Raw genomic sequence first — 13,832 nt, 5'->3', positions numbered from 1 at the left:
GAGGGTTTGCAATGCTTACGCGATTTTTCTCGGCCGTCGCCTTCACGGCGCTGGCGATCACCGCGGCTCCGGCCGCCGAGCCCACCGCGGCCAAGTTGACGATCGTGTTCGATCGCCCGATTCCGAATATCCCTGGCAAGAGCTTGAAGAGCGTGCTCGTCGAATACGGGCCGGGTGGCGCCTCGTCGGCCCACACTCATGCGAAATCCGCCTTCATCTATGCGACCGTTCTCGAGGGCGCGGTGCGCAGCAGCGTCAATGGTTCGCCGGAGAAGGTCTACAAGGCCGGCGAAAACTGGGTCGAGGAGCCCGGCGCCTTCCATGGCGTCAGCGCGAACGCCAGCGCGACCGAACCAGCACGCATCCTGGCCGTGTTCGTCGTCGACACGAACGAGACGGAGCTGACCAGGTTCGTCACGAAATGAGCTGGTCGCACCCCGGCGTTGGGTTTCCCCACCGCCGGGCGCTGCTTCGCAACCTTCGGCATTCAATGGGGACAGGACCTAGACCCAGATCCGACAGATCGTAGAGCGCCTTCAGCATCGCAAGCGGAGCGTAAGGCGGCCAGCCCGTCAGAGCTGCCGCAGGCCGATATGCTCGATCAAAGGAACGATCTCGTCGCGCGCGGCAACGCGGTGGGCCCGGGCGCAACGATGGGCCTCACCGGCGTCGCCGACCAGCACGGCTGCGATGATCAGGCGATGCGCCTGCGCCGAACCGATTGGCCGCGCCCGCAGCTTCAGCGTCAGCATGCGCGCCCGATGCGCCTGGTCGGTCACCGTCTGGGCAATGCGGCGCAAGCGCCCATTGCCGCAGCGCTCGGCCAGCAGGCGATGGAAGAGTTCGTCGGCCTCGGCCCAGCCAGGCAAGTCGTCGCGCGCCAGTGCCTCATCCATCGCGGCGGTCGCCGCTTCCAGCTCATCGGCCACGGTCGCGCGCGCCGCATCCGGCAAGGCCGCCAGCAATTCCGCCGCCATCGATTCCACCGCGATGACGACCTCGTAGATCTCCCGGATGTCCTGCGGCGCCAGCGGGCAGATCAGCACGCCGCGCTTGGACAGGACGCGGACCAGCCCGTCCTCCTGCAGCCGGATGATCGCCTCGTGCACAGGCGTGCGGCTCATGCCGAGCCGAACCGCGATCTCCTGCTCGGAGCCCTGATAGCCGGGTGGAAAATCAGTGTCGCGAATCGCCTGCTTCAGCGCGGCATAGGCCTCGTCGACCAAGGAGCCCCGTTTGGCTCCAGCGTCGACAATCCCGGCACGCGCAAGCTCGACCATAGGCCCCTCCAGCAGCCGATTGAGCACATGTGATTATTTCCATGCAAGCAAGAATGGAAGCTTGACAGCACGGCTTCTCGCGATGACGATCAACCATGCAAACTTCCATGGAAGATAAATGGAAGAGCAGATCGACGCGCCGCCTCAGGGCGCCGACTTAAGGGAGAGAACCGATGAAGCGAATCCTGTTCGCGCTGGCGCTCGGGCTGGCGGCGACATCTTCAGTGGCAGCGCAGACGCCGTACCCGACCCGCCCGATCACGCTGGTCGTGCCCTTCGCCGCCGGCGGCACCACCGACATCGTCGCCAGGCTGATGGCCGACCATATGGGCCGCACGCTCGGCCAGTCGGTCGTGGTCGAGAACGTCGCCGGCGCCGGCGGCACCACGGGGGCGACCCGCGTCGCCAAGGCGACGCCCGACGGCTACACGCTGCTGATGGGCAACCTCGGCACGCAGGCCGCGAGCGTCGGACTCTATCCCAAGCTCGCCTACGACCCGCGCACCGATTTCGAGCCGGTGATGAATTCGGCTTCGACGCCGATGCTGGTGGTCGCGAAAAAGGACCTCCCGGTCAAGGATTTCCGCGAGTTCGTCGCCTATCTCAAGGCCAATGCCGAAAAGCTGAACTACGGCTCCGGCGGGGTCGGCTCGACCTCGCATCTGACCTGCCTCTTCCTCGACTCGCTGCTCGGCACCAAGCCGCAGCACGTCCCCTTCCGCGGCTCGGGACCGGCGCTGAACGCGCTGCTCGGCGGCCAGGTCGATTATGTCTGCGACCAGACGGTGGCCATCGTCCCGACCGTGCAGGCCAAGGAAGGCAAGGGCCTCGTCGTCGCGGTCAAGGACCGGCTCCCGGTCATTCCCGATGTCCCGACCTCGGCCGAGCAGGGGTTGCCGCAGTTCCAGGCCACCGGCTGGAACGCGATGTTCGCGCCGAGGGGCACGCCCAAGGAGATCGTCGACCGGCTGAATGCCGCAGCCCGCGCCGCGCTCAAGGACGAGACGACGCGCAAGCGCTTCCTCGATCTCGGCGCCGAACTCCCCGATGAGGCCGGGCAGACGCCGGCCGCGCTCGGCGAGCTCGTCCGCAGCGAGATCGACAAATGGGTGCCGGTCATCCGCAATGCCGGCGTGACGGCACAGTAGCCACCAAGACTGCGCTCGGCCCTGCCGGCCGCCGCATCTCACAGCAGCTCAAAAGCACCGGACGAGAATATGCGCACGCACAGGATCGCCGCCATCGGCGGAGACGGTATCGGCCCCGAGGTCATCGCCGCCGGGCTCCAGGCCCTGGAGGTCTGCGCCGAACGCGATGGCGGCTTTAGCCTCGACGTCGAATCCTTCGACTGGGGCTCCGACTATTATCGCAAGCACGGCCTGATGATGCCGGCCGACGGGGCGGACCAGTTGCGGGCTTTCGACGCGATCTATTTCGGCGCCGTCGGCGCGCCCGACATCCCCGACCACCTGACGCTCTGGGGCCTCCGGCTCGCCATCTGCCAGCCGCTCGACCAGTACGCCAATGTCCGGCCGACCCGCATCCTGCCGGGGATCGTGAGCCCGCTGCGCCATGTCTCCGGCCCCGAGCTCGACTGGGTGATCGTGCGCGAGAACTCGGAGGGCGAGTATTCCGGCGTCGGTGGCCGCGTGCACAAGGGCCTGCCGGAGGAGGTCGCGACCGATGTCGCCATGTTCACGCGCGCGGGCGTGACCCGGATCATCCGCTACGCCTTCGAGATCGCCCGCTCGCGGCCGCGCAAGTTTCTGACCGTGGTCACCAAGTCGAACGCCCAGCGCCATGGCATGGTGATGTGGGACGAGATCGCCGCCGAGGTCGCGGCAGGTTTCCCGGATGTCAGCTGGGACAAGATGCTGGTCGACGCGATGACCATGCGCATGACGCTGAAGCCCGAGACGCTCGACACCATCGTCGCGACCAATCTCCACGCCGACATCCTCTCCGACCTCGCCGCGGCGCTCGCCGGCTCGCTCGGCATCGCGCCGACCGCGAATCTCAATCCCGAGCGCAAGAGCCCGTCCATGTTCGAGCCGATCCACGGCTCGGCCTTCGACATCACCGGAAAGGGCATCGCGAATCCCGTCGCGACCTTCTGGACGGGAGCGATGATGCTCGAGCATCTCGGCGAGAAGGCCGCGGCGGCCCGGCTGATGCGTGCCGTCGAGCGCATCACCGCCGACCCTGCCCTGCACACGCCAGACCTCGGCGGCAAGGCGACGACGAAAGAGGTGACGGAAGCCGTGTGCGAGGCGCTACGCGGCGACAACATCTGAGCGACGGGCAGCGGCGACGGCGGCGTGCGACGTCCCGACCATGACAGGGCGACGATAATCATCTAAGGCGGCCCTCTCCTGCCACCCTCATCCGCCCGATGCTGTTCAACTCCTTCGCCTTCCTGCTCGGCTTCCTGCCGCTGGCACTCGCCCTGCACTGGCTGGTCGAGCGCTTCGCGCCGACCTGGCGGCTGCCGCTGCTGGCCCTGTTCTCCTTCGCCTTCTATGGCTGGTGGGACTGGCGCTTCGTGCCCTTGCTCGCCTTCTCGATCCTGCTCAACTGGCTGATCGCTGAAGCCTTCCTGAAGACCAAGCGCGGGATGCTGATCACGCTCGCCATCGCGATCAACCTCGCGATCCTGGCGCTGTTCAAATACTTCAACTTCTTCGCCGATCTCGCTGCGATTATTCCGGGATTGCCGACGACGAAGCTCGATCTCGCGCTGCCGCTCGGCATCTCCTTCTTCACCTTCCACCATGTGATGTACCTGACCGATCTGCGCCGGGGCGAGGCGCCGCGCTACGATCTCGTCCGCTATGCGCTCTACATCGCCTTCTTCCCACAGGTGCTGGCCGGGCCGCTGGTGCGCTGGCGCGAGATCATGCACCAGTTCGACGAGCGACCTTACCTCCGACCCGACGCCGCCGAGCGCATCGCCCGCGGCATCATGCTGCTGACGATTGGCCTGGCGAAGAAGGTGCTGATCGGCGACCCGCTCTCCGAATACGCCAACCCTGTCTTCGCCGCCGCCGCTGCCGGCGAGGTGGTGAGCATGGCGCAGGCGTGGCAAGGCACCCTCGCCTTCACCTTCCAGATCTATTTCGACTTCTCCGGCTACACCGACATGGCGCTGGGCCTGGCCCTGCTCTTCGGCATCGTGCTGCCGCAGAATTTCGACGCGCCCTATCGTGCCACCAGCCTGCAGGATTTCTGGCGGCGCTGGCACATGACCCTGTCGCGCTTCCTGCGCGACTATCTCTACATTCCGCTCGGCGGCTCGCGGCATGGCCTGCCGCTGCAGCTCTGGGCGCTGTTCGCCACCATGGCGCTCGGCGGCCTCTGGCACGGCGCCGGCCTCAACTTCGTCGCCTGGGGCGTGGCGCATGGCGTCGTGCTCGCCATCGGCGTGCTCTGGCGCCGCGCCGGGCTGCCGATGCCGAAGCTGCTCGGCTGGGCGCTGACCTTCCTTTTTGTCGCCTTCTGCTGGGTGCTGTTCCGCGCCACCTCCTTCGACGCGGCGCTCGCAATCTACAAGGGCATGCTCGGCCTCGGCCCCGTCGGCACCGGCTTCAAATGGCGCGCCTTCCTGCCCGCGATCGCGGTCGCGATGATCGGCCCGACCGCCTGGGCGGCGGTGCACAAGGCGACCCCGGCGCGCTGGCTCGCCGTCCTCACCGCCATCCTCTTCGTGCTGGTCCTGTTCAAGATCGGCGACGACGCCAATTACGAGTTCATCTACTTCCAGTTCTGACCGGCGCTGGGGCGGTTTCGGCCGCACTTTCCCGGTCGAGGCGGCGCTGCATGAGTTGCTCTACATGATGGTTCCGGACGTGCCCGTCAGATTGGTGCGGCCGTCCAATTCGTCACTGCCCTGCCCATGCCCGGCAGCGCCGGCGCCCAGGCCGATGCCGCCTGCCGCGATGCCTATGCCAGGCTAGTCGAGAGCCGCCCGAAAACTGCTCTCATTGGCTGGCGCGTAGACCGGCCGGAGAATCGCGGGCCGGACAACTATTTCGACCATACCCACTACCGGCAGAGGATCGCCTGGCCGCTCGCCGCGGACATCGCCGAGGCGATCATCGGATTGCGTTGATTTTCCAGCACTTTGCCAGCTTGTTCATGGCGACGCGAAAGCGATTGTTCCTAATGTGACCAGTCGCTATAAGGGCGCCAAATCGGCGGCCTCGACACGGCAAAGCCGGCGGGGCCCTCGAGCGGACGTTCATGCAGAAGGCCTCTCATGTCGAAGCAGATCAGTCTCGAGCCTGACTACAAACCCTCCGACAAGGAGCCGTTCATGAATGAGCGGCAGCGCGAGTACTTTCGCGGCAAGCTGCTCGCCTGGAAGGAGGAGATCCTCAAGGAGGCCAAGGAGACCCTGGTCACCCTGCAGAGCGAGAGCGAGAACCATCCGGACATCGCCGACCGCGCCTCCTCGGAAACCGACCGCGCCATCGAACTGCGCGCCCGCGACCGCCAGCGCAAGCTGATCTCCAAGATCGACAGCGCGCTCGCCCGCATCGAGGACGGCTCCTACGGCTATTGCGAGGAGACCGGCGAACCGATCTCGCTGAAGCGCCTGGAAGCCCGCCCGATCGCGACGCTCTCGCTCGAAGCCCAAGAGCGCCACGAGCGCAACGAGCGCGTCTTCCGCGACGATTGAGGCGCGGTAGACAACATCGTCCTTTCCAAGAAAAAGGCCCCGCAGTTTCGCTGCGGGGCCTTTTTTCATCGAAGACCAGGATTACAGCCCGGCCACCACGAGGCGTGGCGGCCGGGCCAAGTCATCGGATCAGGCGAGGTCGAAGCGGTCGAGGTTCATCACCTTGGTCCAGGCCGCGACGAAGTCGTTCACGAACTTCGCCTGAGCATCCGAGCTGGCATAGACCTCGGCCAGAGCGCGCAGGATCGAGTTCGAGCCGAAAACGAGGTCAGTGCGGGTGCCGGTCCACTTCGACGCGCCGGTCTTGCGATCGGTGCCCGCGAACACGTCCTTGGCCTCGGAGGCCGCCTTCCACTGCGTGCCCATGTCGAGCAGGTTTACGAAGAAGTCGTTCGTCAGCGCGCCCGGCCGGTCGGTCAGGATGCCGTGCTTCGTCCCGTCGGCGTTGATGTCGATGGCGCGCAGGCCGCCGATCAGCACGGTCAACTCGGGCGCGGTCAGACTCAGGAGCTGCGCCTTGTCGATCAGCGCCACCTCGGCCGGCACCCTGGCCCCGGCCTTCTGGTAGTTGCGGAAGCCGTCGACGACCGGCTCCATCACATCGAAGGAGTGGGTGTCGGTCTGCTCCTGCCTGGCGTCGGTCCGGCCGGGGGTGAACGGCACGCTCACCTCGTGGCCAGCGGCCTTGGCCGCCTGCTCGACGCCGACATTGCCGGCCAGCACGATGAGGTCGGCCAGCGAGATCTTCTGGTCGCCGTCGGCCTCCTTGTTGAACTGGCGGCGGATGCCGTCGAGCACCTCGATCACCCTAGCGAGCTCGGCCGGTTTGTTGACCTCCCAATCCTTCTGCGGCGCCAGGCGGATGCGCGCGCCATTGGCACCGCCGCGCTTGTCGCCGCCGCGGAAGGTCGAGGCGGAGGCCCAGGCGGTGCCGACCAGCTCGGAGACACTGAGGCTGGAGCCCCTGATTTTCTCCTTGAGCGCGGCGATGTCCACCGCGTTGACCAGCGGATGGTCGACCGCCGGCACCACATCCTGCCAGATCAGCTCTTCCTTCGGCACTTCCGGGCCGAGATAGCGCGAGCGCGGGCCGAGATCGCGATGGGTCAGCTTGAACCAGGCGCGGGCGAAGGCCTCGGCGAAGGCCTGCGGGTTCTCGAGGAAGCGGCGCGAGATTTTCTCATAGGCCGGGTCGACACGCAGCGACAGATCGGTCGTCAGCATCGTCGGCTTGCGCTTCTTTGACCGATCATGTGCGTCAGGGATGATCGCGTCGGAATTCTTGGCGACCCACTGATGAGCGCCGGCCGGCGACTTCTCCAGTTCCCATTCGAAGCCGAAGAGGTTCTCAAAGAAGAAATTGCTCCACTGCGCCGGCGTCTGGGTCCAGGTGACCTCGAGGCCGCTGGTGATGGTATCCCCGCCCTTGCCGGAGCCGAAGCTGTTGTGCCAGCCGAGGCCCTGCGCTTCGAGGCCGTCGGCCTCGGGATCGGAACCGACATTGTCGGTCGGGCCGGCGCCGTGAGTCTTGCCGAAGGTGTGGCCGCCGGCGATGAGAGCGACGGTCTCCTCGTCGTTCATCGCCATGCGGGCGAAGGTGTCGCGGATGTCCCTTGCGGCCAGCAGCGGGTCGGGATTGCCGTCCGGACCTTCTGGATTGACGTAGATCAGGCCCATCTGCGCCGCGGCGAGCGGGTTTTCGAGGTTGCGCGAATGCACCTTGCCGTCGGCATCGTCGTCGGAGACGAGCACGGCTTCGCCGGCAGGCTTTTTTACGCCCTCAGAGCCATTGGCATAGCGCAGATCACCGCCGAGCCAGGCCGTCTCACGGCCCCAGTAGACGTCCTGGTCCGGTTCCCAGGTGTCGGCGCGTCCGGCGGCGAAGCCGAAGGTGCGGAAGCCCATCGTCTCGAGCGCGACGTTGCCGGCGAGGATCATCAGGTCCGCCCACGATATTTTCTGGCCGTGCTTCTGCTTGATTGGCCAGAGCAGGCGGCGCGCCTTGTCGAGGCTGACATTGTCCGGCCAGCTGTTGAGCGGAGCGAAGCGCTGCTGGCCACGGCCACCACCGCCCCGTCCATCGGCGAGGCGATAGGTACCGGCGCTGTGCCAGGCCATGCGGATGAACAGGGGACCATAATGGCCGAAATCGGCAGGCCACCACTCCTGCGAATCGGTCATCAGCTTGCGCAGATCGTTCTTCAGCGCCTCATAGTCGAGCGTCTTGAACGCCTCGCGATAGTCGAAAGCCTGGCCCAGAGGGTCAGACTTGGCCGAGTGCTGATTCAACAGCTCGACAGGCAGCCGGTTCGGCCACCAGTCGTGGTTCTGCCGGGCGCCGCCGCCATGGGCGACGGGGCATTTGCCCGTGCTGTCCTCAGTCTTCGCGTTCATGTCACTCTCCGAGCTCAGCTGGCTGCTGGGTGGGTCTTAGCAAAAGGATTTCATTATTTTAATTCCGATTTTCTGATCGCGACGATAAGCTCAGATTATGACAAACCTGACCTTCAAGCAGCTTCGCTATCTGGAGGCGCTGGCACGGCATGGCCATTTCGGACGCGCCGCCGAATCCTGCGCCATCTCGCAGCCGGCGCTGTCCATGCAGATCAAGACGCTCGAGGAAGAGCTCGGCGCCGAGCTGTTCGAGCGGGACAGGCGCCAGGTGCGCCTGACCAGCTTCGGCGAGGAGATCGCCCAGCGGGGCAAGGATATCCTGCGCGCCCTCGACGAGCTGGAGGGCTACGCGCGCGCCTCACGGAACGGGCTCGTTGCGAAACTGCGCATCGGCGTGATCCCGACGGTCGCGCCCTATCTGCTGCCGAGCCTCATCGGCGATCTCACTCGCCTGCATGGCGGCCTCGACCTGCACGTGCGCGAGACGCTGACGCCGAGGCTGGTCCAGGAGCTGAACGAGGGCCGGCTCGACATGGCGATCGTCGCCCTGCCGGTATCGGAACCGTCACTGACCGAGATCGCCCTCTTCACCGAAAGCTTCGTCCTCGTCCGCCCGCGCCAGGACGAGGGCAAGCCCGTGCCCGATCGCGAAGCGTTGCGCGAGATGCGGCTGCTGCTGCTGGAAGAGGGCCATTGCTTTCGCGACCAGGCCCTCTCCTTTTGCAACACCAAGCCGCGCACCGCGCAGCCGCGCGACCTCCTCGATGCAAGCTCGCTGTCGACGCTGGTCCAGATGGTCGATGCGGGCCTCGGGGTCACCCTGATCCCGGAAATGGCGGTGGCGGTCGAGACGCGCTCGGCATCGGTCTCGGTCGTGCGCTTCGGACAGCCCGAGCCTTCGCGGACCATCGGCATGGTCTGGCGCAAGACCAGCCCGCTGGCGAGGCAATTGCTCGAGATCTCCGACATGGTTCGCGGATCGGCCGGCGCGCTGCGGCAGGCCCACGACGCCTCCTCTTCCGGCTCTGTCCTCGAGGCTTGACGGCGGTTCACGCCTAAAGAGGAAAGCCCCGCGCGGGAGGGCGCGGGGCTTCTGGCCGCCAGCCGTGGATAGCTGGGGAGCGTGGCGGGCGGCCGGGAGGAAAGGCGGCTCGGGAGAGACCGCCGCCCGGCGCGAAGGCATGGAACGTGGGGAGCGTTGCCGTCGCGCCGGAAACTCGGGATGGGTATTATCTTTCAGGCATGTCCTGTCTCGGAAAACCGGTTTCCACTTTTCCGGGACATGCCTCAGAACGGCAGCAGGATGTCCATCACCTGCTGGCCATAGCGTGGCTGCTGCACGTCGGTGATCTGGCCACGGCCGCCATAGGCGATGCGGGCCTGGGCGATCTTGGCCGACTCGATCGTGTTGTCGGATTCGATGTCCTCCGGCCGGATCACGCCGGCGACGATCAGCTCGCGCACCTCGAAATTCACCCGGATCTCCTGCTTGCCCTCGATCACCAGATTGCCGTTCGGCAGGGTCTGGGTGACGGCGGCAGCGACATTGGTGGCGAGCTGCTCGGCCCGGCGCACCGAGCCGGTGCCCTCGCTCGACGAATCCGAATCCAGCTTCAGCAGCGAGCTGGGATCGGCCTTCTTGCTCCATTTGCTCTCGGCGCCGAAGAAATTCTCGGCACCGAGGTCTTCGCCGTTCTTGCGGCTGCGCTTGGTGGTGTTGTCGAGCTGGGCCCGGTCGGTGACCTTGACCTTGACCGTGACGAGATCGCCGACCTGGCGGGCGCGCTGGTCCTTGAAGAAGGCGCGCGAGCCGGTGCGCCAGAGCGAGTTCGGCGCGAAGGAGGCGTGCTCGATCGGCGGCATCGGCATCTGCACCGGCTTGTAGCCCTTGGCGGCGGTCGGGTCCTCGATCGGCGACAGGGCCGGCGCCTGGCCGACATTGGCGAGCCTGTCGGCGGCACCGCAAGCCCCCAGCATCAGGCTGAGGCCAAGGGCAGCGGGGATGGAAAGAGGGTTGGTCCGGGTCATGGGAATGGTCCGCAACTGGAGCAATGGGATCGCCTTCAGCGGGCAGCGGCGATCTGGCCGCCGCCCTGCGGGCTGACGTTGACGCGCCCGGGACCGGTGACGGTTCCCTGCAGCACGCGCTTGGATTGTGGATTGGTGATCGAGATGACGTCGCCGATCGCACCGGCCTCGTTGGCGCGGCCGCGCATGCTGATCGCGACGCCGCGCGCCTCGTAGAGGATCGTGACGATGTCGCCGCGCCCGACGATCTCCTCGCGCTGGACATCGCCGCTGCGCAGCACCGAGCCCGCCACCAGCATTCGCTTGGCGACCTTGCCGACCGCCGCTTTCGCCTCGCCGATCACATCGTTGAACTGCGCATCGCGCGGCCGGCGCTCGATGGTGACGTCGGATGCCTTGAGCGTCTCGCCACGGGCGATCGTGCGCAGCGACACCACGGCCTCCGTCGTCTCGACCAGCTGGCCCGAGACGCGCACCGGTTTCAGCCGGGTCGCGGCGCTGCCAGGCATGGTCAGGCGGCCGGTGATACGGCGGGTACGTGCGTCGTAATTCAGGTCGAGCGCGGCGAGGTCGCCGGTCAATTCCGGTTCGACCACGACGGAGGGTGCGCCGCCATCGAGCAGCAGCGCGAAGGCGCGCCCGTCGAAGCCGAAGCGTTCGAGCAATGCCGACTTCACGGCGGCCTCGACATCGAGCCCGGTGATCCGGCGCGACGCCCGGGTCACCACCACCTGGGCGACGCCCTGGCCATCGAGCTCCTGCGCATCGCGCAGGAGGCCGTGCTTCACCGCGGCCTCGACGATGCGGCTGACCTGGATCGTGCCGGTCTCGCCGAGCGCCGGCGCCCTGAAGGCGGGCAGCGCCGCATCCTGCGGCGACAGACCGGCGATCAGGTCGCCGAAGCCGATAATGTCGCGCGAGAGGGTGAGGTCGGTCTTCAGCTTGAGCTTGGAGGCTGCCGCCGGCGCGGCCGCGGGCGTACGCTCGCCGGCCGGAGCCACCGCTTCGGCCAGCGCCATGGCGGGAATCGCGGTCATGGTCGCGATCAGGAGAATGGAGCGGATCATCTGGCTCATCCCTCTCAGCGCATGATCTGCGTGGTCGACTGCATCATCTGGTCAGCGGCCGAGATCACCTTGGAGTTCATCTCGTAGGCGCGCTGCGCCGCGATCAGCGAGGAGAGCTCGGTCACCGCCTGGACGTTGCCTTCTTCCAGGTAGTTCTGCTGCAGCGTGCCGAAGCCCTCTTCGCCGCCGAGCCCGTCGATCGCCGGGCCGGAGCCAGCCGTTTCGATGAACAGGTTGTCGCCGATCGATTCGAGGCCAACCTTGTTGATAAAGCGGGTGAGCTGGATCTGGCCGAGCTGCTGCGGAGCGGTCTGGCCGGGAAGATTGACCTCGACCGTGCCCTGCGCGTTGATGTTGACGCTAGTCGCGTTGTTCGGGACGGTGATGCCCGGCTGGACCTGGTAGCCGTCGCGCGTCACCAGCCGACCTTGGCTGTCGAGATCGAAGGAGCCGTCACGCGAATAGGCGGTGCGGCCGTCCGGCATCTGGATGCGGAAGAAGCCCTCGCCGCGGATCGCGATGTCGTACTGCTTCTCCGTCGGCGTCAGGTTGCCCTGGCTCATCACCCGCCCGGTCGAGGCGGTCTTGACGCCCGAGCCGACGAAGGTGCCGGCTGGAACCTGCGTGTTCTGGTCCGAGGTCTGCGTGCCGGCGCGGCGAAAGTGCTCGTAGAGCAGGTCCTGGAAATGCACGCGTTGGCGCTTGTAGCCGGTGGTGCGGACGTTCGCGATGTTGTTCGAGATGACCTGGACGTTGAGTTCCTGGGCCATCATGCCGGTGGCGGCAGTGTAAAGCGCGCGCATGGATTGCTCCCTTTCCGCGTCAGGCTTGCTGATCGGCCAGGCGGGTGATCGCCTTGGCACGTAGTTCGTCGGTCTTGGCCATCATCGCCGAGAGCGTCTGATAGGCGCGCTGGACCTCGACCAGCCGCGTCATCTCGACCACGGCCTTGACGTTGGAGCGCTCGATCGCCCCGGTCTCGAGCCGCGCCTGTGGGCCTGCGGCCTGCGCAGCGGTGGTCGAGGAGAACAGGTTGCTGCCATCGCTGGCGAGCGCGGCGGGGTTGTCGAAGCGGACGATCCGGAGCTTGCCGCGCTGGCCCTGATCGGACGTGACCGTGCCATCCGTGGCGATCCGCGGGTTGCTCTCGGTCGAACCGAAGACAATCGGCCCGCCATCGCCCATGACCGGCTGGCCGGACTGGGTCACGAGCTGGCCGCGGCCATTGATATCGAGTGAGCCGGCGCGGGTGTAGCGCTCGCCCTGGGGGGTCTGGACGACGAGATAGTTGTCGCCCTGAACCGCGACGTCGAGTGGGTTGCCGGTGCGCTCGATCGCCCCCAGCGAGAGGTCGATCGGCGTGCCCTTGTCGATGACATAGGAGAGCCGGCGATCCTGCGTCTGGAAGGTGTCGGCGCGCGCCGTCGGCGAGACGTACTCGGCAAAGCGCGCCGAGCGCGCCTTGAAGCCGTTCGTGCCGACATTGGCGACGTTGTTGGCGATGACGTCGAGCTCGCGCGCCAGAGCCATCTGGCGCGACAGGCTGACGAGAAGCGCGTTTTCCACGGCTCCTGCTCCCGATCTGTCCCATGGCCGCCCCGACGCTCCCCAGCGCGGTGGCCACGCCAATCAGGTGGCAAGCGACATGCCAACATGGTTAATTCTGGCAAGCCATTGATATAGCTAAATATTGACCTGATGGGCGCCTCTTATTGCACCGGCACGAACTCGCCAGCGCGGCAGAAACGACCCGGCAAAAACTGCCCTGCTTAACGAGCCGTTAACCGTAATTGGTCAAGGTCGGAGCCAGAGAGACGGGCCGGCGGCGGTGCCCGTCCCGGGCGGGCAAGCCGAGATGGCGAAGAAGACGAGCAAGGACGACGAGACCGCCGAGGGCGGCGCCGACGCGGCGCCGAAATCCGGCAAGAAGAAGCTCGTCATGATCGGCGGCGCCGCGGCGCTCGTCGCGGTACTCGGCGGTGGCTGGTTCTTCCTTATGAAGAAGAAGCCCGTCGAGGAGGTGACGGCCGAGCAGACCGCCGCGGCTGCCAAGAAGCTGATCACCTTCGTCGAGATGAAGGACATGATGATCGGCATCTCTGCCGGGCCGCAGCAGGATCGCCAGCCGATCGTCAAGATCAAGGTCGCGCTCGAGATCGCCGATCCCAAGACCGCGGACCAGGTCAAGCCGCTGCTGCCGCGCGTCGAGGACGCCTTCCAGGTCTTCATGCGCGAGCTGCGTCCTTCCGACCTCGACGGCTCGGCCGGCATGTACCGGCTCAAGGAAGAGCTGCTGCGCCGGGTCAACGTCACCGTCTACCCGGCAAAGGTCGACGCCGTCCTCTTCAAGGAACTGCTGCTGCAATAGCGGCAGCCTCATTCGCC

General features: G+C 66.5%; 14 protein-coding genes. 8 read left to right on the top strand and 6 right to left on the bottom strand.

Going from position 1 to position 13,832, the window contains the following annotated elements; genetic code table 11:
* The first annotated feature begins 11 nt into the window (after positions 1 to 11).
* The gene (locus tag B6S44_RS00585; protein WP_129154870.1) at positions 12 to 425 is read left to right on the top strand and encodes a cupin domain-containing protein; all 414 of its coding nucleotides are present in this window, start codon (positions 12 to 14) and stop codon (positions 423 to 425) included.
* Positions 426 to 572: 147 nt separating this feature from the next.
* On the opposite strand, the gene B6S44_RS00580 is transcribed toward B6S44_RS00585, so the two are convergent.
* Complete coding sequence (locus B6S44_RS00580) at positions 573 to 1,280, bottom strand: GntR family transcriptional regulator (RefSeq protein WP_129154869.1); 708 nt, start codon at positions 1,278 to 1,280, stop codon at positions 573 to 575.
* A gap of 173 nt (positions 1,281 to 1,453) precedes the next feature.
* Between B6S44_RS00580 and B6S44_RS00575 the strand changes: the two genes are divergently transcribed.
* From B6S44_RS00575 to dksA, 5 genes are all read left to right on the top strand, one after another.
* Entirely contained in the window at positions 1,454 to 2,428 is a 975-nt protein-coding gene (locus tag B6S44_RS00575; protein WP_129154868.1) for a tripartite tricarboxylate transporter substrate-binding protein, read from the top strand.
* Positions 2,429 to 2,497: 69 nt separating this feature from the next.
* Positions 2,498 to 3,574, top strand: coding sequence for a tartrate dehydrogenase (locus B6S44_RS00570; RefSeq protein WP_129154867.1), 1,077 nt, complete (start codon positions 2,498 to 2,500; stop codon positions 3,572 to 3,574).
* Positions 3,575 to 3,672: 98 nt separating this feature from the next.
* Positions 3,673 to 5,046 (top strand): MBOAT family O-acyltransferase, encoded by a 1,374-nt coding sequence (locus B6S44_RS00565; RefSeq protein WP_129154866.1) that lies wholly within the window; start codon positions 3,673 to 3,675, stop codon positions 5,044 to 5,046.
* 126 nt (positions 5,047 to 5,172) lie between these two features.
* Positions 5,173 to 5,388: a hypothetical protein gene (locus tag B6S44_RS00560; RefSeq protein WP_129154865.1), complete on the top strand. Its 216-nt coding sequence runs from the start codon at positions 5,173 to 5,175 to the stop codon at positions 5,386 to 5,388.
* 147 nt (positions 5,389 to 5,535) lie between these two features.
* Complete coding sequence (gene dksA, locus B6S44_RS00555; RefSeq protein ID WP_126110106.1) at positions 5,536 to 5,958, top strand: RNA polymerase-binding protein DksA; 423 nt, start codon at positions 5,536 to 5,538, stop codon at positions 5,956 to 5,958.
* A gap of 129 nt (positions 5,959 to 6,087) precedes the next feature.
* Here the strand turns inward: dksA and katG are convergent, their stop codons facing one another.
* Positions 6,088 to 8,352, bottom strand: a complete 2,265-nt coding sequence (katG, locus tag B6S44_RS00550) for a catalase/peroxidase HPI (protein WP_129154864.1) — start codon at positions 8,350 to 8,352, stop codon at positions 6,088 to 6,090.
* Positions 8,353 to 8,449: 97 nt separating this feature from the next.
* Here katG and B6S44_RS00545 point away from each other — a divergent pair, with 97 nt between their 5' ends.
* Positions 8,450 to 9,394 (top strand): hydrogen peroxide-inducible genes activator, encoded by a 945-nt coding sequence (locus tag B6S44_RS00545; RefSeq protein ID WP_129154863.1) that lies wholly within the window; start codon positions 8,450 to 8,452, stop codon positions 9,392 to 9,394.
* Between the two features lie 245 nt (positions 9,395 to 9,639).
* Here B6S44_RS00545 and flgH read toward each other — a convergent pair whose 3' ends face one another.
* The 4 genes from flgH to flgF are packed head-to-tail and all read right to left on the bottom strand — an operon-like array spanning position 9,640 to position 13,013.
* Entirely contained in the window at positions 9,640 to 10,404 is a 765-nt protein-coding gene (gene flgH / locus B6S44_RS00540; RefSeq protein ID WP_465246073.1) for a flagellar basal body L-ring protein FlgH, read from the bottom strand.
* A gap of 11 nt (positions 10,405 to 10,415) precedes the next feature.
* Positions 10,416 to 11,447 carry a flagellar basal body P-ring formation chaperone FlgA gene (gene flgA, locus B6S44_RS00535; RefSeq protein WP_164985666.1) on the bottom strand — a complete coding sequence of 344 codons (1,032 nt, stop codon included), beginning with the start codon at positions 11,445 to 11,447 and terminating at the stop codon, positions 10,416 to 10,418.
* Between the two features lie 14 nt (positions 11,448 to 11,461).
* Positions 11,462 to 12,250 carry a flagellar basal-body rod protein FlgG gene (gene flgG / locus B6S44_RS00530; protein WP_129154860.1) on the bottom strand — a complete coding sequence of 263 codons (789 nt, stop codon included), beginning with the start codon at positions 12,248 to 12,250 and terminating at the stop codon, positions 11,462 to 11,464.
* A 19-nt stretch (positions 12,251 to 12,269) separates the two neighbouring features.
* Positions 12,270 to 13,013: a flagellar basal-body rod protein FlgF gene (flgF, locus tag B6S44_RS00525; RefSeq protein WP_129154859.1), complete on the bottom strand. Its 744-nt coding sequence runs from the start codon at positions 13,011 to 13,013 to the stop codon at positions 12,270 to 12,272.
* A 289-nt stretch (positions 13,014 to 13,302) separates the two neighbouring features.
* Here flgF and fliL point away from each other — a divergent pair, with 289 nt between their 5' ends.
* A complete protein-coding gene (fliL, locus tag B6S44_RS00520; protein WP_129154858.1) occupies positions 13,303 to 13,815 on the top strand; it encodes a flagellar basal body-associated protein FliL in 513 nt (170 codons plus the stop codon).
* Positions 13,816 to 13,832 lie beyond the last annotated feature (17 nt).

This window comes from Allobosea sp. Tri-44 (assembly GCF_004123845.1).
GTDB lineage: Bacteria > Pseudomonadota > Alphaproteobacteria > Rhizobiales > Beijerinckiaceae > Allobosea.
The sequence above is the reverse complement of the archived record's forward strand: the minus strand, read 5'-3'. Positions and strand labels throughout refer to the sequence as shown.